Source organism: Streptomyces sp. NPDC045899, assembly GCF_056431485.1.
In genome coordinates, this window is record NZ_JBWKKP010000009.1 from 86,408 (window position 1) to 105,376 (window position 18,969).

The 18,969-nt window shown below is 73.7% G+C and carries 13 protein-coding genes and 1 pseudogene; 6 read left to right on the plus strand and 8 right to left on the minus strand.

Annotation, left to right across the window (positions count from 1 at the left end):
* The first annotated feature begins 107 nt into the window (after window positions 1-107).
* A complete protein-coding gene (locus AC07FT_RS15695; RefSeq protein ID WP_479176679.1) occupies window positions 108-4,145 on the plus strand; it encodes an ABC transporter ATP-binding protein in 4,038 nt (1,345 codons plus the stop codon).
* Between the two features lie 153 nt (window positions 4,146-4,298).
* Here AC07FT_RS15695 and AC07FT_RS15700 read toward each other — a convergent pair whose 3' ends face one another.
* Window positions 4,299-4,742: a hypothetical protein gene (locus tag AC07FT_RS15700; RefSeq protein ID WP_471204125.1), complete on the minus strand. Its 444-nt coding sequence runs from the start codon at window positions 4,740-4,742 to the stop codon at window positions 4,299-4,301.
* Between the two features lie 179 nt (window positions 4,743-4,921).
* Between AC07FT_RS15700 and AC07FT_RS15705 the strand changes: the two genes are divergently transcribed.
* Window positions 4,922-6,325: a S28 family serine protease gene (locus AC07FT_RS15705; protein ID WP_479176680.1), complete on the plus strand. Its 1,404-nt coding sequence runs from the start codon at window positions 4,922-4,924 to the stop codon at window positions 6,323-6,325.
* A gap of 114 nt (window positions 6,326-6,439) precedes the next feature.
* On the opposite strand, the gene AC07FT_RS15710 is transcribed toward AC07FT_RS15705, so the two are convergent.
* The 3 genes from AC07FT_RS15710 to AC07FT_RS15720 form a co-directional block, all read right to left on the minus strand.
* Window positions 6,440-8,386, minus strand: a complete 1,947-nt coding sequence (locus AC07FT_RS15710) for a glycoside hydrolase family 3 protein (protein WP_479176681.1) — start codon at window positions 8,384-8,386, stop codon at window positions 6,440-6,442.
* A gap of 75 nt (window positions 8,387-8,461) precedes the next feature.
* Window positions 8,462-9,064 carry a hypothetical protein gene (locus AC07FT_RS15715; protein ID WP_479176682.1) on the minus strand — a complete coding sequence of 201 codons (603 nt, stop codon included), beginning with the start codon at window positions 9,062-9,064 and terminating at the stop codon, window positions 8,462-8,464.
* Window positions 9,065-9,243: 179 nt separating this feature from the next.
* Window positions 9,244-10,158, minus strand: a complete 915-nt coding sequence (locus AC07FT_RS15720) for a LysR family transcriptional regulator (protein WP_479176683.1) — start codon at window positions 10,156-10,158, stop codon at window positions 9,244-9,246.
* A gap of 113 nt (window positions 10,159-10,271) precedes the next feature.
* Here AC07FT_RS15720 and AC07FT_RS15725 point away from each other — a divergent pair, with 113 nt between their 5' ends.
* On the plus strand, window positions 10,272-11,354 hold the full coding sequence (locus AC07FT_RS15725) for an EamA family transporter (protein WP_479176684.1): 1,083 nt from the start codon (window positions 10,272-10,274) through the stop codon (window positions 11,352-11,354).
* On the opposite strand, the pseudogene AC07FT_RS15730 reads toward AC07FT_RS15725, so the two are convergent.
* From AC07FT_RS15730 to AC07FT_RS15740, 3 genes and pseudogenes are all read right to left on the minus strand, one after another.
* A pseudogene (locus AC07FT_RS15730) lies at window positions 11,344-12,018 on the minus strand (sugar phosphate isomerase/epimerase family protein); the annotation flags it as partial. The gene AC07FT_RS15725 and the pseudogene AC07FT_RS15730 overlap by 11 nt on opposite strands.
* A gap of 692 nt (window positions 12,019-12,710) precedes the next feature.
* Window positions 12,711-13,898 carry a methyltransferase gene (locus AC07FT_RS15735; RefSeq protein WP_479176685.1) on the minus strand — a complete coding sequence of 396 codons (1,188 nt, stop codon included), beginning with the start codon at window positions 13,896-13,898 and terminating at the stop codon, window positions 12,711-12,713.
* Between the two features lie 169 nt (window positions 13,899-14,067).
* Window positions 14,068-15,120: a LacI family DNA-binding transcriptional regulator gene (locus AC07FT_RS15740; protein WP_479176686.1), complete on the minus strand. Its 1,053-nt coding sequence runs from the start codon at window positions 15,118-15,120 to the stop codon at window positions 14,068-14,070.
* A 281-nt stretch (window positions 15,121-15,401) separates the two neighbouring features.
* Between AC07FT_RS15740 and AC07FT_RS15745 the strand changes: the two genes are divergently transcribed.
* Genes AC07FT_RS15745 through AC07FT_RS15755 form a run of 3 tightly spaced genes read left to right on the plus strand, consistent with a single transcriptional unit; the run spans window position 15,402 to window position 18,585 of the window.
* Complete coding sequence (locus tag AC07FT_RS15745; RefSeq protein ID WP_479176687.1) at window positions 15,402-16,562, plus strand: Gfo/Idh/MocA family protein; 1,161 nt, start codon at window positions 15,402-15,404, stop codon at window positions 16,560-16,562.
* Window positions 16,559-17,725: a dihydrodipicolinate synthase family protein gene (locus tag AC07FT_RS15750; RefSeq protein ID WP_479176688.1), complete on the plus strand. Its 1,167-nt coding sequence runs from the start codon at window positions 16,559-16,561 to the stop codon at window positions 17,723-17,725. The genes AC07FT_RS15745 and AC07FT_RS15750 overlap by 4 nt, the downstream gene beginning before the upstream one ends.
* A complete protein-coding gene (locus AC07FT_RS15755; RefSeq protein WP_479176689.1) occupies window positions 17,722-18,585 on the plus strand; it encodes a sugar phosphate isomerase/epimerase family protein in 864 nt (287 codons plus the stop codon). The genes AC07FT_RS15750 and AC07FT_RS15755 overlap by 4 nt, the downstream gene beginning before the upstream one ends.
* Here the strand turns inward: AC07FT_RS15755 and AC07FT_RS15760 are convergent.
* Window positions 18,540-18,935, minus strand: coding sequence for a hypothetical protein (locus tag AC07FT_RS15760; protein WP_479176690.1), 396 nt, complete (start codon window positions 18,933-18,935; stop codon window positions 18,540-18,542). The genes AC07FT_RS15755 and AC07FT_RS15760 overlap by 46 nt on opposite strands.
* Window positions 18,936-18,969 lie beyond the last annotated feature (34 nt).

Here is an 18,969-nt window from a genome sequence, read left to right on the forward strand (position 1 = left end):
GCCACTCCGGGTGTCCGTCCGGGACGGCTTTTGTTGCGGCAGGATGAAATCCGCCCGGCCGTGTGTTGGTGCCTTCCGGCAGGACTGGAGAGTCGGAGGGACACGGGGTGACGGACGTGGCGGCGGATGAGCCGGGGACACAACAGGGCTGGGTGCGGCGGCTGACCCGCTGGAGCTGGCGGTACCGGCGCAATGTGCTGCTGGCCCTCGGCTCCTCGCTCGGCGGTATGGCCGTCATGGCGCTGGTCCCGCTGGTCACCAAGCTGATCATCGACGATGTGATCGTCGGCCATGACCGGTCGATGACGCCCTGGGCCACCCTCCTGATCGTCGCCGCCCTCGTGGTCTACGGCCTCACCTACGTCCGCCGCTACTACGGCGGACGGCTCGCGCTCGACGTCCAGCACGATCTGCGCACCGAGATGTACGCCTCGATCTCCCGCCTGGACGGCAGACGCCAGGACGAGCTGTCCACCGGCCAGATCGTCGGCCGGGCCACCAGCGACCTCCAGCTGATCCAGGGCCTGCTGTTCATGGTGCCGATGATGATCGGCAACATCCTGCTCTTCCTGGTGTCCCTCGTGGTGATGGCGGTGCTCTCACCCCTGCTCACGGTGGTCGCGCTGGCCGTCGCCCCGGCTCTGTGGATCATCGCCTCACGCAGCCGGGTCCGGTTGTTCCCGGCCACCTGGTACGCCCAGGGGCAGGCGGCGGCCGTCGCCGGAGTCGTCGACGGGGCCGTCACCGGTGTCCGCGTGGTGAAGGGCTTCGGCCAGGAGGGCCAGGAGACCGGCAAGCTGCGCGGGGTCAGCCGGGAGCTGTTCGCCGCCCGGCTGCGCACCGTCCGGCTCAACTCCCGCTACACCCCGGCGCTCCAGGCCGTCCCCGCCTTCGGCCAGGTCGCCATGCTGGCGCTCGGCGGCTGGATGGCCACCCGCGGGCAGATCACCCTCGGCACCTTCGTCGCCTTCTCCACCTACCTCGCCCAGCTGGTGGGCCCGGTCCGGATGCTCACCATGATGCTGACCGTCGGCCAGCAGGCACGGGCCGGAGTGGAGCGCGTCTTCGAGCTCATCGACACCGAACCCGCCATCGCCGAGCGCCCCGACGCCCGCGAACTGCCCGAGGACGCGCCCGCCACCGTCGAGTTCGACCGGGTCACCTTCGGGTACGACGCCGACCGCCCGGTGCTCTCGGACGTCTCGCTGCGCATCGAACCGGGGGAGACCCTGGCCGTCGTCGGCGCCTCCGGAAGCGGCAAGTCCACCCTGTCGATGCTGCTGCCCCGCTTCTACGACGTGACCTCCGGCGCGGTCCGGGTCGGCGGCCACGATGTGCGCGAGCTGAGCTACGCCTCGCTGCGCGCGGCCATAGGGCTGGTGCCGGAGGACAGCTTCCTCTTCTCCGACACGGTCCGCGCCAACCTCGCCTATGGGCTGCCGGACGCCACCGAGGAGCGGATCCGGGCCGCCGCCCGCGCCGCTCAGGCCGACGGCTTCATCGCCGCACTGCCCGACGGCTACGACACCCAGGTCGGCGAGCAGGGGCTCACTCTCTCCGGCGGCCAGCGCCAGCGCCTGGCGCTGGCCCGCGCGATCCTCACCGACCCCCGGCTGCTGGTCCTGGACGACGCCACCTCGGCCGTCGACGCCCGCGTCGAGCACGAGATCCACGAGGCGCTGCGCGGGGTGATGGCCGGGCGCACCACCCTGCTGATCGCCCACCGCCTCTCCACGCTCGCCCTCGCCGACCGGGTCGCCGTCCTCGACCGCGGCCGGCTGGTGGACGTCGGCACCGACGAGGAGCTGCGCGGGCGGTGCACGCTGTACCGGCGGCTGCTCACCGACCCGGACGAGCTCGGCGGGGTCAGCCGCGACCCCGCGGGCCGGCCGGTCCCGCGCGGTGGTGACGACCCGGACCACAGCGCCCCGGTGGCGGACCGGACCGACGAGCCCTGGCGGATGTCCGCGGCCGGGGCGTTCGACGGCGAGGCGTCGGCCACCGGTCTGGCCGATGCGGACCTCGACGGCCACCGGGACGGCTCCGCGTGCCCGTTCCCGGCCGACACCGACGGTCCATCCGCCGACGAGCGGTGCGCCCCCGATCTGGCCGGGCTGACCGCGGCCGCCCGGCGGCGTCCGCACGGCGGCGACGACCCCGAGCGCGCCGCCGCGGCCGATGGCGCCGTCCCCGCCGTGACCCCCGGACTGTGGGTGCGGCGCACGGACGAGGAGGACGCACCGGCCGGGCGGGACGGCGCCCCCGCCCCTGCCGCCGCGCCCGCCCCCGGGATCGCCGGGGCGCTCTCCGGGATGCCCGCCACCCCCGATCTGCTGGCCAAGGTCGAGGCCCTGCCGCCCGCCACCGACACCCCGGACGTCGACGAGGAGCGCGCGGTGCGCCCCGAGACGGCGTACGGGCTGCGGCAGTTGCTGCGCGGCTTCGGCGCGCCGCTGCTGATCTCCCTGCTGCTGGTGACCATCGACGCGCTCGCCGGGCTGCTGCTGCCGGTCCTCATCCGGCACGGCATCGACGACGGCGTCCAGCGGCTGGCTCTGGGGGCGGTCTGGGCCGCCTCCGGGCTCGCGCTCGTCGTCGTCCTCGCCCAGTGGGCGGCGCAGATCGGTGAGACCCGGATGACCGGGCGCACCGGTGAACGGGTGCTCTACGCGCTGCGCGTCAAGATCTTCGCGCAGTTGCAGCGGCTCGGACTCGACTACTACGAGCGCGAGCTGACCGGCAAGATCATGACCCGGATGACCACGGACGTGGACGCGCTGTCGACGTTCCTCCAGACCGGCCTGGTCACCGCCGTGGTCAGCCTGTTCACCTTCTTCGGCATCCTGGTCGCCCTGCTGGTGATCGACGTCCAGCTGGCGCTGGTGGTCTTCGCGACCCTGCCGCCGCTGGTCATCGGCACCGTCTTCTTCCGGCGGCAGAGCGTCAAGGCGTACGAGCTGGCGCGCGAACGGGTCAGCGTGGTCAACGCCGATCTCCAGGAGAGCGTGGCGGGTCTGCGGATCGTCCAGGCGTTCCGCCGCGAGGGCTCGGGCCGGGAGCGGTTCGCCGGGCGCTCCGACGACTACCGCCAGGCGCGGGTGCGCGGCCAGTGGCTGATCTCGGTGTACTTCCCGTTCGTCCAGCTGCTGTCGTCCACCGCCGCCGCGCTGGTGCTGATCGTGGGCGCCGGACGGGTCGGGGACGGCACGCTGACCGCGGGCGCGCTGGTCGCCTACCTGCTCTACATCGACCTGTTCTTCGCCCCGGTGCAGCAGCTCTCCCAGGTCTTCGACGGCTATCAGCAGGCCAGCGTCTCGCTCGGCCGGATCCAGGAGCTGCTGCGGGAGCCGACCAGCACCCCGGCGGCCGGGACACCGCGCGCGGTCTCCGCCGTCCGCGGCGATGTCACCTTCGACGAGGTGCGCTTCCGCTACGGCGACGAGGGCGAGGAGGCGCTGTCGGGCGTCTCGCTCACGGTTCCCGCGGGCCAGACCGTGGCCTTCGTCGGGGAGACCGGTGCGGGTAAGTCCACCCTGGTCAAGCTGGTGGCCCGGTTCTACGACCCGACCGGGGGCGCGGTCCGCGTCGACGGTACGGACCTGCGCGAACTGGACCTCACCGGCTACCGCAACCGCCTGGGCGTCGTTCCCCAGGAGCCGTACCTCTTCCCCGGTACGGTGCGCGACGCCATCGCCTACGGACGGCCCGACGCGAGCGATGCCGAGGTGGAGGCGGCCGCGCGGGCGGTCGGCGCGCACGCCATGGTGGCCTCGCTGGACGGGGGCTATCTCCACCCGGTCACCGAGCGCGGGCGCAATCTCTCCGCCGGACAGCGGCAGTTGATCGCGCTGGCGCGGGCGGAGCTGGTGGACCCGGACATCCTGCTGCTGGACGAGGCCACCGCCGCCTTGGACCTGGCCACCGAGGCCCTGGTCAACCAGGCGACCGACCGGCTGGCGGGGCGCCGCACCACCCTGGTGGTCGCCCACCGGCTGACCACCGCGGCCCGGGCGGACCGGGTGGTGGTCCTGGACCACGGCCGGGTCGTCGAGGACGGCACCCATGAGGAGCTGGTGGCGCGGGACGGCCGCTACGCCGCGCTGTGGCGCACCTTCACCGGGGAGGCGGCCCCGGTCGGCGCGTAGGCGGTCGCGCGGGCCGTCACAGGGGCCGGGCAACCGGCGCGCGGACGGGGAGGGGATGGGCCGGTGCGGGGCGCGGCCGGTCCGCTCGTGCGGGCCGATCGCCCCCGCCGTCCGTCACTCTCGGCGTTCGTCAGGAGTGACGCTGGGTGAGGGTCAGGGCTCCATCCCGCTGACCCGGGCGATGCCCTCCACCTCCAGGCGGTCCCGCTCCCGCTGCTCGGCCTCGGCGGCCACCCGCTGCTTGTGGCGGTGCAGGTAATCGGGGTCGCCCGCGCGGTCCTCGGGCACCAGCACCTTCATCCCCTTGGCGTGCGGACTGTCGCCGAGGTCGACCACCACCCGCTCGTCCTGGGAGGTGAGCAGACCGAACAGCACCAGCAGTTCGGCCTGGAGAGCGGGGGTGAACAGCTCTTTCTCCTCCGGCCCCATACCGAGCTCATAGGTCCCCCCGCGGACGGCCGGTGACGTGCTCAGCTCGCGCAGCAGCCGCATCAGCAGCTCGAGCGAGCGCGGATCGATCCGTTCCTGCAGTTCCGTCAGATACCGCGTCAGCCGCTCGGCCCGTTCACTCCGGTCGTGCCGTTCGTCTCGGTCCATGTACGCAGCATGGGCCATCACAGCCCGCTACGAAAGAGGGCGGGGGTAACAACTCTCCGTATCCGGACGTGGGTTGATGTGGGGGAGAGACCACTAGCGGGTCCGGGTGTGGCCCGAGTAGGTTCTCGGCGACCTGTGCGAATTCATGGGGAACCAGGGGAAAAAGAAGAGGAGGCCGCATGGGCAAGGCGCTCAGATGGCTGTTGTCGCTGGTGATACTCGTGGGGGCGGCCGGAATGGGGGCGGGGAACGCCTCCGCGCGCCCGGCCGCGCCCCAGCAGTCGGACATCAAGGAACGCGTCCTCGCCATTCCGGGGATGAGCTTCGTCGAGGAGAAGCCCTACGAGGGCTACCGCTTCCTCGTCTTCAACTACACCCAGCCGGTGGACCACCGGCATCCGTCGAAGGGGACCTTCCAGCAGCGGTTCACCCTGCTGCACAAGGCGACCGACCGGCCGACCGTGTTCTACACCTCGGGCTACAACGTCACCACCACGCCGCGCCGCAGTGAGCCGACGCAGCTGGTGGACGGCAACCAGGTGTCGATGGAGTATCGATTCTTCACGCCGTCCCGGCCGCAGCCCGCCGACTGGTCGAAGCTGGACATCTGGCAGGCGGCCAGTGACCAGCACCGCCTCTACCGGGCGCTGAAGCCCGTCTACGGTGAGAAGTGGCTGGCCACAGGCGGCAGCAAGGGCGGGATGACGGCGACCTACTACCGCCGCTTCTTCCCGCGCGACATGGCCGGAACGGTCGCCTACGTCGCCCCCAACGACGTGGTGAACAAGGAGGACTCGGCCTACGACCGGTTCTTCCGCAACGTCGGCACCGCCGAGTGCCGCTCCAAGCTCAACGCGGTCCAGCGCGAGGCGCTGGTGCGCCGTGACGAGATCGTGGCGCGCTACCAGAAGTGGGCCGACGACGAGAAGCAGACCTTCACCGTCATCGGCAGCGCCGACAAGGCGTACGAGAACGTGGTCCTGGACCTGGTGTGGGCCTTCTGGCAGTACAGCCTGGAGAAGGACTGCGCGGACGTCCCCGCGGCCACCGCCCCGACCGATGAGCTCTACGACTTCATCGACACGATCTCCGGCTTCTCGGCCTACACCGACCAGGGCCTGGAGACCTACACGCCGTACTACTACCAGGCGGGCACCGAGCTGGGCTCGCCCACCTTCCGCACCCCCCACCTGGACGGGCTGCTGCGCTACCCCGGCATCTACGCCCCGCGCAACTACGTCCCCCGGGACATCCCCATGCACTTCAAGAACCGGGCGATGCGCGACGTGGACAGCTGGGTGCGCCATGACGCGCAGCGGATGATGTTCGTGTACGGGCAGAACGACCCATGGGGCGCGGAGCCGTTCCGGCTCGGCAAGGGCGCCGAGGACTCCCACGTCTACACCGTCGCGGGCGGCAACCACGGCTCGAACATCGCCGGACTGACCGCCGGTGAGAAGGCCAAGGCCACCGCGGCGGTCCAGCGGTGGGCGGGGGTCTCCCCGGCCGGGAAGCCGCTGGCGCCGTCCGACAAGCGGCTGGACAAGCGGGACGTCGAGCGCCGTCCGGTGCTGCGGCCGTAAGCCGTCCGGATCCCTCGTCCCCGTTCCGGCGGGACGGGGGTCCACGGGGCCGGGGGCGGCAGCCCCCGGCCCCTTCCGGCTCTCCGCTCTCCGCGGTCAGCCGGGCCGGCCGGGTCAGTCGTAGGACAGACCGTGCCCGATCGGGTAGAGCACCCGGGACGGCTCGTCCGCGTCCCGGACCGCCACCGGCAGCCGTCCGCGCGGACCGGTCTTCCCCGCGATCACCCGGGCCGCCGCGCGCAGTTCCACGTCCGTCCACGAGTAGGCGGCGAGCGACGCCCCGGGCTCGGTGTCCGCGCCGCGCAGCCGCGCGATGTCGTACGGGTTGCGGACGGCCAGGTGCACCACCGGTGTCCCGGTGGCCACCAACGCGGCGACCAGGGTCCGCTGCGACGATCCGGCGCCCACGTTGTACGTCGCCACCACCACCGCGTCCCGGTCCCGGGCCGCCGCGACCGCCTCGTCGATCCGGGCGGGCGAGGGGTCCGGCGCGGTGCCCGTGCCGGTGGACAGCGCCTCCGCCGCGAAGCCGAGTCCGCTCAGGGCGCGCGCGAGCACGGCCGTGGGCGGCCCGCCGGTGCCGGACGGCGAGGCAGGGTCCACCCCCACCACCAGGACGCGGCGGTGGCGTCTGCGGGACAGCGGCAGCAGCCCCTCGCGGTTGGTGAGCAGGGTGGTGGTGCGGTCGACGATCCGGTCGGCGGCGGCGCGGTGCTTGGCGGTGCCCACCGTGCGGTCCACCTCCCGCGCGCTGGTGTACGGGTCGTCGAACAGGCCGCGGCGCGCCTTGAGTTCCAGGATCCGCCGCAGCGAGGTGTCGATCCGCGCCTCGGTGATCTCACCGTCCCGGACGGCCCGGTGCATCCCGCGCCAGGCGGCGGCCAGGTCCGGCGGGTTGAGCAACTGGTCCGCACCCGCCTTGAGCGCGAGCACCGGCACCCGGTCGTCCCCGTACTTCTCCCGTACGCCCTGCATACCGAGCGAGTCGGTGACCACCACACCGTCGTAGCCGAGTTCCTCGCGCAGCACACCGGTGAGGATGGGCCGGGAGAGGGTGGCGGGGTCGTCGGCCGGGTCCAGGGCCGGGAACAGCAGATGCGCGGTCATGATCGAGTCGATGCCCGCCTCGATGGCGGCGCGGAACGGCGGCGCGTCCAGCCGCTCCCACTCCGAGCGGGAGTGGGTGATCACCGGCAGTCCCACATGGCTGTCCACGGTGGTGTCGCCGTGCCCGGGGAAGTGCTTGGCCGTGGCCGCCACCCCCGCGCCCTGGTACCCGGCGACCTGGGCGGCGACCAGCCGTGCGGCGGCCCGCGGATCGGCCCCGAAGGACCGCACACCGATCACCGGGTTGGCCGGATTGACATTGACGTCCGCGACCGGGGCGTAGTCCTGGCGGATACCGAGGGCGGCCAGTTCGGCCCCGGCGATCCGGCCCGCGGCGCGGGCGTCCTTCGCGCTGCCGCCCGCGCCGAGCGCCATCGCGCCGGGCAGGAGGGTGGCGGGGGCCCCGACACGGGCCACGATGCCGTGCTCCTGGTCCGTGGAGAGCAGCAGGGGCACGGGGGCCCCGCGGTCCCGCAGCGCGGCCTTCTGGATGCCGTTGGAGAGCGCGGCGACCTGGTGGGGATCGCGGATGTTGTGCGTCCAGCCGAAGTAGATGATCCCGCCGACGTGGTACTTGGCGATCAGCTCGGCGGCGTTGGCGACGCCCAGCTCCTTCTGGTTCGCGGCGACATCGGCGGGGTCGGGCGCGGTGGCCGAGTGTCCGTACACCCGCATCACGAAGAGCTGGCCGATCTTCTGGTCGAGCGTCATCCGCCCGATCAGCGCGTCGACGCGGTCGCGGTGCCGGTTACGGGCGGTGCCCTCGCGGCGCGCCGAGGTCCGCTCCCCGGCCGCGCCCGCCCCGCCGCCGGAGCGGGCCGGGGAGGTGGTGGCGGGGGACGGGTGGCGCGCCGGGGCGTCGCCGGACGCCCCCGGCGCGCAGGCGGTCGCGGCGGCGGCCACGGAGGCGGCGGTGGCGGCGAGCAGGGCGCGGCGTGACGTGGGCTCGGGCACCCGCACTCCTTCCGTCGGGGTGGAGGGGGCGGCTGGCGGTTGCTCTGACACGGTTCAGTGCACAGCGGACCCGGGTCAATGGGAATCGCTTTTTCGGTTCAACTTCGGTCGGGAGAAGACCGGTTCTGATGGAAGTCGTTCCTTCGGCACGCTGAAGACGGCGATCAGATGGAACGGTACGAAGCACTCCGGCGGCGGTGGGGGATGCCGTCCGGCGATGAGCGTCAGCAGCTGACCGGACCGCCGCAGCGTCGCCGACGGCCACTTCGCGCATCCGGTGGTGAGGGACCAGCCCACCAGTGCGGTCCGCGAGAAGTCGGTGGTCCGGGCCGCGTCGGTGATGGCGTCGGCCCGATTGCCGAAGCGGTGGGCGAAGGCGCTGAGCTCGGCCTCGTCCCGGAGCACGGCGTGGACCTCAGGGACCCCGCCGGAGCCGCTGGTGACATGGGCGGGCCCGGTGTCGATCCGCCCGTCGTGACGGGACGGGGAGGAGGTGCCGGAGGCGCTGTGGGAGGGGTGCGCGCCGGGGGCGGGGTCCGGCCGGCCGCAGCCGGCGGAGATGGCGGTCAGCGACACGGCCAGCAGCGACGCCGCCACCGCGCGGTGGGCGTGGCGGGCGCGGCGGGCCGGTTCCGGGTGCGACGCGGCGCTCTCGCCGTGGTGAGGAACGGGACTCACCCGCCCATGGTGACAGCGCGCCCGGCTGCCGGGCCCGGAACCGGCCCCTCCGACACGACGGCGTCCGGCGGCCGGGCCGCCGGGCGGGGCCGGGGTGTCAGACGCTGCCGGGCGGTGCCGGGCGGTCGGGTGGCGCCGGACGGTGCCGGGCGGGCAGACCGTCGGACGGCTCCCGCCGCTTATGTGGTGCGCTGGGGCCAGAGCTCGCGCAGCAGACGGACGGTCTCGGTGATGGCCGGACGGCGGGAGGCGCCGGTGCGCCACAGCGCGTACAGCCGTCGCACCGGGACCGGTTCGAGGGACACCGCCGTCACCCCCTCCGGCAGCGTGCCGCGCCCCAGACGGGGCATCAGGGCGATACCGAGACCGGCCGCGACCAGCGCGATCTGGGTGTGGTTCTCCGCCGCCTGGTAGGCGAGGTCCGGTTCATGGCCCGTCGCCCGCAGCGTACGGACCAGCCAGTCGTGGCACACCGACCCCGGCGGCTGGCAGATCCAGCGCTGGCCCGGGAGATCGTCGCGGCTCAGCGGGCGCTCCCGGCCGCGTGCGGCCAGCGGATGTCCGGCCGGGGCCAGGATGTCGCAGGAGTCGTCCCCGATGACCGCCCGCTCCAGCCCCTCCGGGGCGGGCAGCGGCGCGATGTCCCAGTCGTGGGCGACCGCCATGTCGATCACGCCCTGCGCCACCAGGTCCACCGACAGATGCGGGTCCACCTCCAGCAGCCGGGCGTCCAGCGAGGGGTGCTCCTCGCGCATCCGCGCCAGCACCGGGGGCATCAGACCGCGTGCCGCGGTGGCGAACGCGCCGATCACCAGCCGCCCGGTGGGCCGGCCGCGGCGCTCCTCCAGCGTGGTCTCCGCCTGCTCGACGATGGCCAGCAACTGCTGGGCGGTGGCGGCCAGGTGCCGGGCCGCGTCGGTCAGCGCGATGCCCCGGCCCTGGCGTTCCAGCAGGGTGGTGCGGGTCTCCCGCTCCAACTTGGCGATCTGCTGCGACACCGCGGACGGGGTGTAGCCGAGCGCCGTCGCCGCCGCGCTCACCGACCCGTGCACGGCGACCGCGTGCAGAGCCCGCAGCCGGGCCAGATCCAGCATGGGCCGCCCTCCCTCTCGCCGGGTGCGCTCATGGCACCTTTCACATTCGCTGCATCCAACCATGCAGATATCCGCGCTGGTGCTACAAGGTCGACGGACGTGATCCTCGACCCATGCGACCTGCACACATCGCCCTCGCCGTCCTCGTCGCGGCCGCGTGGGGCGTCAACTTCACGGTGATCGAAGTGGGGCTCGGCCACTTCCCCCCGCTGCTCTTCTGCGCCCTGAGGTTCCTGGTGGCCGCGCTGCCCGCGGTGTTCCTCGTCGGACCGCCCCGGGTCGCGCTGCGCTGGGTCCTCGGGGTCGGACTCGCGCTGGGCGTGGCCAAGTTCGGGCTGCTGTTCATCGGGATGCACGAGGGGATGCCCGCCGGTCTCTCCTCACTGGTGCTCCAGATCCAGGCGGTCTTCACCGCGCTCTTCGCCTCCGTCTTCCTGGCCGAACGCCCCACCCGGGTGCGGCTGCTGGGCATGGGCGTCGCCCTCGCCGGGATCGCGGTGGCCGCCGCCGACGAGGGCACCTCGGGACCGCTGCTCGGCTTCGTGCTGGTCATCGCGGCGGCGGCCTTCTGGGGCGTCTCCAACGTCCTCACCCGCAAGGCCGCACCGCCGGACGCCCTCGCTTTCATGGTGTGGGTGAGCCTGGTGCCGGTGCTGCCGCTGCTCGGCCTCTCGCTGATGTTCGAGGGCGCCGACCCCGATCTCCAGGCGCTGACCCGGATCGACTGGGCCGGGGCGGGCACGATCGTCTACGTCGCCTGGGTCACCACCGTGTTCGGCTTCGGGGTGTGGGGCTTTCTGCTGCGCACCTACGACGCCTCGGCGGTCGCGCCCTTCTCGCTGCTCGTGCCGGTCTTCGGGATGTCCTCGGCGGCGCTGGTGCTGGGGGAGGGGATCAGCCCGGCGCGCTGGCTGGCGGCCGCGCTGCTGGTCGGCGGGGTGGCGCTGACGTCGCTCCCGGCGGCCCGGTGGCGCGGGGCGCGCGCTTTGCTCGGGCGGCGTGATGCGTCCGGGCCGGGCCTTCCGTGCGGACCGCGCCTCCCGCTCGGGCCGGGCCGTTCGCTCAGGCCGCGTCGGCGAGCAGCCGCAGCAGATGCTCCCGGCCCGGAGCGAGCAGCCCCGGCAGCTCCGGAGCCTGCGGGTACCAGCGCTTCTCGTACTCCCAGCACAGCCAGCCGTCCCAGCCCTCACGGCTGAGCAGCTCCACGCACTCGGTCAGCGGCAGCACCCCGGCGCCCAGCGGCAGCGGGGTGGTGTCGTCGGCCGAGGCGATGTCCTTGACCTGGACATAGCCCAGCTGCGGGGCGAGCGCCGGATAGCTGGTCGCGGGGTCCTCCCCGGCCAGCCAGGTGTGCATCACGTCCCACAGCGCCCCGACACTGCCGTGTCCGACGGGCCCGAGGATCCGTGCCGCGTCCGCCCCGGCCGGATGCGAGTCATGGGTCTCCAGCAGCAGCCGCACCCCCAGCCCGGCCGCCTCCGGCGCGGCGGCGGCCAGCCGCCGGGCGGCGGTGGCGTCGGCCTCCGCGACGTCCTGGTCCCCGCCGCCGGGGAACACCCGGACGTGGGGCGCGCCCAGATCGTGCGCGAGCCGGACCAGATCGCTCAGCTCGGCGAGCACCGGCTCGTCGGGCCCCGCCGCGGCGACCCGCGCGTACCCGGCCACGGCCAGTACGTCGACCCCGCCACCGGCGAACTCCTCCACCACCCGCGCCCGCTCCGCGCCCCCGATCCCCGGATGCACCGGTTCCTCGGGATGGGCCCGCAGCTCCACCCCGTGATACCCACTGTCGGCGGCGAGCCGGACCACGTCGCGCACGGCCATACCGGGGACGCCGAGGGTGGAGAAGGCGAGCTTCATGAGGGCTCCGTTGCTCGTCGGGGATCTTCAACGGGACGCTAGGCAGGGGCACGGGCGGGGTCAATCCCGCCGTGCCGGTCGGCCGGGCGACTGCCCGCCCCCGGCCGGCGGACCGGCCCCGCCGGGACGGTGGAAGATCGGGTGCCCGGCCACGGAGCGTCTATGCGTCTCCGCCGCGGAACGGCGGGGCCGCCGGGCCCGGCCCGGTGGCAGTGGCCGGACGTGATGCCCGCGGCGGGGCGGTGGGACGTGCCGGGATGCCGCCCTGTGGTGGGGCGGTGCGCGCGTCATCCTGGCTCCCGGCGGGAGCCGTACGCCGAGAAGGGAGCGCAACGCGCAACTGGCTCCGGCTGAGGCGTGTGCACCCTGCGGGCTGGGTCCGCCGGGAGAGCGAGCGGTCATGTGTCCGCGTCCCGGCGCCGGTGAAGGCCCTCCGCTGCCCCACGACCCCGGCGTCCGGCGGCGGAGTGCGTGGGACGCCGTCCTGGCCCCGGCGGGAGTCGCGCGCCCTGCCGGACCCTACGGCGTTCCGCCTGTGACCGTACGGCGGAGGGGCGCGGGTGCAACCCCGGTCGCCCCGCAGGGCGTGTGCCCTGCGGGGGTGGGGTGGTCTCCCCCAGCCGAGGACGAGCGGTCCCTGCCTCGAGCGCCGTACACCGCCCGGGACGACGCGCTCGCACCCGCGGTTCCGCTCAGGGCGTGGTCAGGCGCCAGAGGGAGGTGACTTCTGCCGCGCGGGCCGCGTGGAGGGGGTCGTCGGGGGCGGTCGCGCGGGGGTGGACGGGGCGGGTGTCGTGGCGGGCCCGTACCGTCAGGCCCGCTCCCTCGATCGTGGCCAACAGCTCGGCGCGCGACCGCAGTCCGAGGTGTTCGGCCAGGTCGGACAGGATCAGCCAGCCCTCCCCGCCCGGGGTGAGGTGTGCGGCGAGGCCGTCCAGGAAGCCGCGCAGCATCCGGCTCCCGGGGTCGTACACCGCGTACTCCACCGGGGAGGAGGGGCGTGCCGGGACCCAGGGCGGGTTGCAGACGACCAGCGGGGCGCGGCCCGGCGGGAAGAGATCGGCCCGGACCACCTCCACCCGGTCGGACAGGCCCAGCCGGGTGACGTTCTCCCGGGCGCACACCAGCGCCCGGGGGTCCTGGTCGGTGGCCACCACCCGGGCGATCCCGCGGCGCGCCAGTACGGCCGCGAGGACACCCGTGCCGGTGCCGATGTCGAACGCCGTCCCGCCCGGGGGCAGCGGCGCGTCGGCCACCAGACCGACGTACTCGCCCCGCACCGGGGAGAAGACCCCGTAATGCGGATGGACGCGGTCGCCGCCCAGCGCCGGTACCTCGACCCCCTTGCGACGCCATTCGTATGCGCCGATCAGCCCCAGTAACTCGCGCAGCGAGGTGACCGACGGCGCGTCCGAGGAGCCGTACGCCGCGGCGCACGCTTCCCGTACGTCGGGCGCGCGGCGCAGCGGTACGCCGAAGTCGGCATCCAGCGGCACCAGCAGCATGCCCAGCAGCCGGGCCCGCCGGGACTGCGCCTGGCGGTGCCGGTGGAACGCCTCGGCCGGGGAGGCCGGGGAGGCGGGGGAGCCCGCCGGGACCCGCCGCCCCCGCGCCCGGCGCGGGCCCCGGTCGACCCGGCGGGCGACCGCCGTCAGCAGCTGCCGTGCGCCCCGGTAGTCGCCGCGCCACAACAGCGCCGTGCCCTCGCAGACCATCCGGTAGGCGGTGTCGGCGGTCGTCCGGTCGTCGGCGATCTCGACCCGCGCGGGCGGTGGGGTGCCGCTCTCGGAGCGCCAGTGGGCGGAGCGGGACCGGCCGTCCTCGGTCCAGCGGATCCAGTGGATGACGTGCTGCGTGGTCAGGGGACACCCTTTGCTCATGCGCGCGCTCACGCGCGTCCGTGTGGGCCGATCCTCGCCGCCCCGGCACAGCCGCGCGAGCGGTTTTCCGGACGGGTGCGCCGGACGGGTGACGGGAGCGGGTGATGGGAGCGGTGACAGGTGGTCCCAAAGGCCAACCCACCACGGGGGAGCGCCGCGTGAGAGGGCGTCAGCCTCGCGGCGGCGGCGCCGTGGACGCCCGCGCCATCAGCTCGCCGCGCACCATCGCCACCCCGCCCGGCGGCTGCGGTTCGCGGCCCAGCGCCAGCCGTCCCGCCCGGATGCCCGCCTCGTGCAGCGGCAGCCGGACCGTGGTGAGCGAGGGCACCGCGTCCGCGCTGAACGGCAGATCGTCGAAGCCCGCGACCGACACGTCCTCGGGTATCCGCCGCCCGCGGTCGCGCAGCGCCGCGCAGACGCCGAGCGCGATGGTGTCGTTGGCGGCGACGATCGCGGTCAGGTCACCGTCCCTGCGCAGCAGTTCGAGGGTGGCGTCATAGCCGGAGGGGCGGTCGTACAGGCCGTGCACGGTGAGCCGCTCGGCGTCCTCGTCCAGCCCGGCCGCGGCCAGCGCCGCGAGGTGGCCCTCCAGCCGGTGGCGGGTGGTGGTGCGCTCGGACGGTCCCGCCACATAGCCGATCCGCCGGTGGCCGAGGGTCACCAGATGCTCGGTCAGCCGGCGCGCCCCGCCCCGGTTGTCGAAGGCGAGGGTCACCGTGTCCTCCAGCGGCGGACGTCCGCAGAGCACCACCCGGGTGCCGGACGCGGCCAGCCGGGAGACCTTGGTGGCCACCGCGGCGGCGTGATCGGGCTGTTCGGCCGCGCCACCGGTCAGCACCACCGCCGCCGCGCGCTGCCGCTGGAGCAGGGTGAGGTACATCAGCTCACGCTCGGGCGACCCGCCCGTACTGCAGATGACGGCCAGCTTCTCGCCCCCGCGCCCCGGTCCGCCGCCGGGTGCGCCCATCTCGGACTGCACCGCGCCCGCGATGATGCCGAAGAAAGGGTCGGCGATGTCATTGACCAGGACCCCGACCAGATCGGACGTGGCGGCGGCGAGAGCGCTTGCCGGGCCGTTGACCACGTACTCCAGCTCATCGACGGCACGCAGTACCCGGGTCCTGGTGGACTCGGCGACCGGGTAGTTGCCGCTCAGGACACGCGACACGGTGGCCGCCGAGACCCGAGCCCGAGCCGCCACATCGGCCAGGGTCACTGCCATGTTTCCTCCGTCGGTTGGTCACCGGGTGGTACGCCGGACGCACCGGTGGGGCGGGCTCCATGGTCTCACTGCCCACTGTCACCGTGGTCGGGATCGGGGGCGTTGGCCCAACCGTTGCGGTCCGCCGTCCGGTCGGCGCCACTCCGCGCGGACCCCCGCCACATGGCGCGAACTGTCCGATGACGACCGGGGTGTCCCATCTGTACAGGGTGGCGGGGGGAGACTAGCGTGAACGACCCCGAAAGCGCTTACCGTGCCGTCCCGTGAGGAGAAGAAGCCACGTGACACGCAAGACCGTGCGGATCGCCATGAACGGTGTGACCGGCCGGATGGGCTACCGCCAGCATCTCGTCCGGTCCCTGCTCGCCCTGCGGGAACAGGGCGGACTCGATCTGGGCGACGGCCGGGTGCTCTGGCCACGGCCCCTGCTCGTCGGCCGCCGGGAGCACGCCCTGCGGACGATCGCCCAGCGCCACGGCCTCGATCCCGTCGCCGACGTGTCCACCGACGTGGACGCCGTACTGGCCGACGAGAGCGTGGACATCTACTTCGACGCACAGGTCACCGCGGCCCGCGAGGACGCGCTGAAGAAGGCCATCGCGGCGGGCAAGCACATCTACACCGAGAAACCCACGGCCACCGGTCTGGACGCGGCGCTGGAACTGGCCCGCCAGGCGAACGCGGCGGGGGTCCGGCACGGGGTCGTCCAGGACAAGCTCTTCCTGCCCGGACTGCTGAAGCTGAAGCGCCTGGTCGACGGCGGATTCTTCGGCCGGATCCTTTCGGTGCGCGGCGAGTTCGGCTACTGGGTCTTCGAGGGCGACTGGCAGGACGCCCAGCGGCCGTCCTGGAACTACCGCGCGGAGGACGGCGGTGGCATCGTCGTCGACATGTTCCCGCACTGGGAGTACGTGCTGCACGAGCTGTTCGGCCCGGTGCGCAGCGTCCTGGCGCAGTCCGCCACCCACATCCCCACCCGCTGGGACGAGCGGGGCAAGCCGTACGACGCCACCGCCGAGGACGCCGCCTACGGCATCTTCCGGCTGGAGGGCGGCGCCATCGCGCAGATCAACTCCTCCTGGGCGGTCCGCGTCCACCGCGACGAACTGGTGGAGTTCCAGGTGGACGGCACCGAGGGCTCGGCCGTCGCGGGGCTGCGCGGCTGTCGCGTCCAGCACCGCTCGGCCACCCCCAAACCGGTGTGGAACCCCGACCTCCCGGCCACCGAGTCCTTCCGCGGCCAGTGGCAGGAGGTTCCGGACAACGAGGAGTTCGACAACGGCTTCAAGACACAGTGGGAGCTGTTCCTGCGCCATGTGGCGCTCGGTGAACCGTGGCGCTGGGACCTGCTGGCGGGCGCCCGCGGTGTCCAACTCGCCGAACTGGGGATGAGGTCGTCGGCCGAGGGCCGCCGGCTGGACGTACCGGAGCTGAGCCTGTGATCCTCCGTCTCCCCGCACCGGGCGGCGGGACCCGCCCGCACCGACCGTGCGCCGAACCCGCCCGGTTCGCCCCGGGGGGCGCCCCGCTCACCTCCCGGGTGGTCTTCGCGGCCGCCCATGTGGTCGCCGATCCGTACGCCGACACCGCACCCGGCGGTCCGGCCGCCGTGGACTGGGACGCGACGCTCGCCTTCCGCCGCCATCTGTGGTCCCACGGACTGGGCGTGGCCGAGGCGATGGACACCGCCCAGCGCGGAATGGGGCTGGACTGGCCGGTGGCGGCCGAGCTGATCCGCCGTTCGGCCGCCGAGGCACGGGCGGCGGGCGGACGGCTCGTGTGCGGCGCGGGCACCGATCAGCTCGCCCCCGGCGAGCGGCCCCGCGGGCTGGACGGGGTGCGCGCCGCCTACGAGGAACAGCTCGCCGTGTGCGAGGAGTCGGGCGCCCGCGCGGTACTGATGGCCTCCCGCGCGCTGGCCGCCGTGGCCAAGGGCCCGGAGGACTACCTCGAGGTCTACGGACGTCTGCTGAAGCAGGTCTCCGAACCGGTCGTACTGCACTGGCTGGGCCCGATGTTCGACCCGGCGCTGGAGGGCTACTGGGGCGACGCCGACCCGGACGCCGCGACCCGCACCGTACGGGAGCTGATCGCCGCCCATCCGGACAAGGTCGACGGCATCAAGATCTCGCTGCTCGACGCCCGCCGCGAGACCGAGCTGCGGAGGCTGCTCCCCGACGGGGTGCGCTGCTACACGGGTGACGACTTCCACTACCCCGAGCTGATCGAGGGCGACGGCCACGGCGCCAGCGACGCCCTGCTCGGTGTCCTCGACCCGCTGGGGCCGGTGGCGGCCGAGGCGGTCCGCGCGCTGGACACGGGTGACGCGCCGGGGTTCCGGGCGCTGCTCGATCCGACGGTGGAGCTGGCCCGCCACCTCTTCCAGGAGCCCACCCGCTTCTACAAGACCGGGGTGGTGCTGCTGGCGTGGCTGGCCGGGCACCAGTCCCACTTCACCCTGGTGGGCGGCCTCCAGTCGGCCCGTTCCCTGCCGCATCTGGCGCGTGCGTACGAACTGGCCGACGGGCTGGGGCTGTTCCCCGATCCGGAGGCGGCCGCCGCGCGGATGCGGCATCTGCTGATCGTCCAGGGGGTGGCCCAGTGAACGGCCGGAACGCACTGGAGCGGCTGAGCCTGAACCAGGAGACCATCCGGCAGTGGTCGCTGCCCGAACTGGCCGAGGGCTGTGTCGCGGCCGGTGTGCCCGGTGTCGGCCTGTGGCGGGCACCGGTCCGGGCCCATGGGGTCGAGGCGGCCGCGCGGCTGGTGCGCTCCGCCGGGCTGACCGTCACCTCGCTGTGCCGGGGCGGTTTCCTCACCGCCCTCGACCCGGCCGGGCGGACCGCCGCCCTGGACGACAACCGCGCCGCGATCGACGAGGCCGCCGTCCTCGGCACCGGAACCCTCGTCCTGGTCTCCGGCGGCCTTCCGCCCGGCAGCCGCGATCTGCCCGGCGCCCGGGAGCGGATCGCCGACGCGCTGGGCGAGTTGAGCCCGTACGCCGCCGAGCGCGGGGTGCGGCTGGCGGTCGAACCGCTGCACCCCATGTACGCCGCCGACCGCTGTGTGGTCTCCACCCTCGCCCAGGCGCTGGACCTGGCCGAGCGGTTCCCGGCCGAGCGGGTGGGCGTGGTCGTGGACACCTACCACCTGTGGTGGGACGACACGGTGGCCGCGCAGATCGCCCGGGCGGGCGCCGGGGACCGGATCGCCGCCTTCCAGGTCGCCGACTGGATCACCCCGCTCCCGGCGGGGGTGCTGCTGGGCCGCGGCCAGCTCGGGGACGGTTCGATCGATCTGCGCTGGTTCCGCGAGCGGGTCGACGCCGCCGGGTACGACGGGCCGATCGAGGTCGAGATCTTCAACCCGGCGCTGTGGGAGCGGGACGGCGCCGAGGTGCTACGGGAAGTCGCCGAACGCTACGCGTCCTCGGTGCTGTCCGCACCGCCCGAACCGGTGGGCTGACCGGAGGACTTCTGGGCCGCGACCATGACCTCGGACACGTACTCCCGCACCCGGAGGGTCGTGGTGCCGCTGGTGTAGAGCCCCATCCCCAGCATGCCGACCGGCACCGAGGCCGCCAGGATCCCGGTCATGGTCGTCCAGGGACGTGCCTCCTCGCAGTCCTCGTAGGCACGGTCGCGGAAGGCGGGCGCGTCGCAGTGGTTGCGGTACTCCCCGGTCTTGAACGGAGTGAACATCAGCACGGCCAGAAACGCCCAGCTCAGCCCCGCCAGGAACAGCATTCCCAGCCCGGTGGCCCGCATCCGCTGCGCCCGTACCACCCACGCCGTGCTCTCGACCGCCCCGTTCATATCCACCCTTCCGTCGGAACGCAAAGGCCACGAA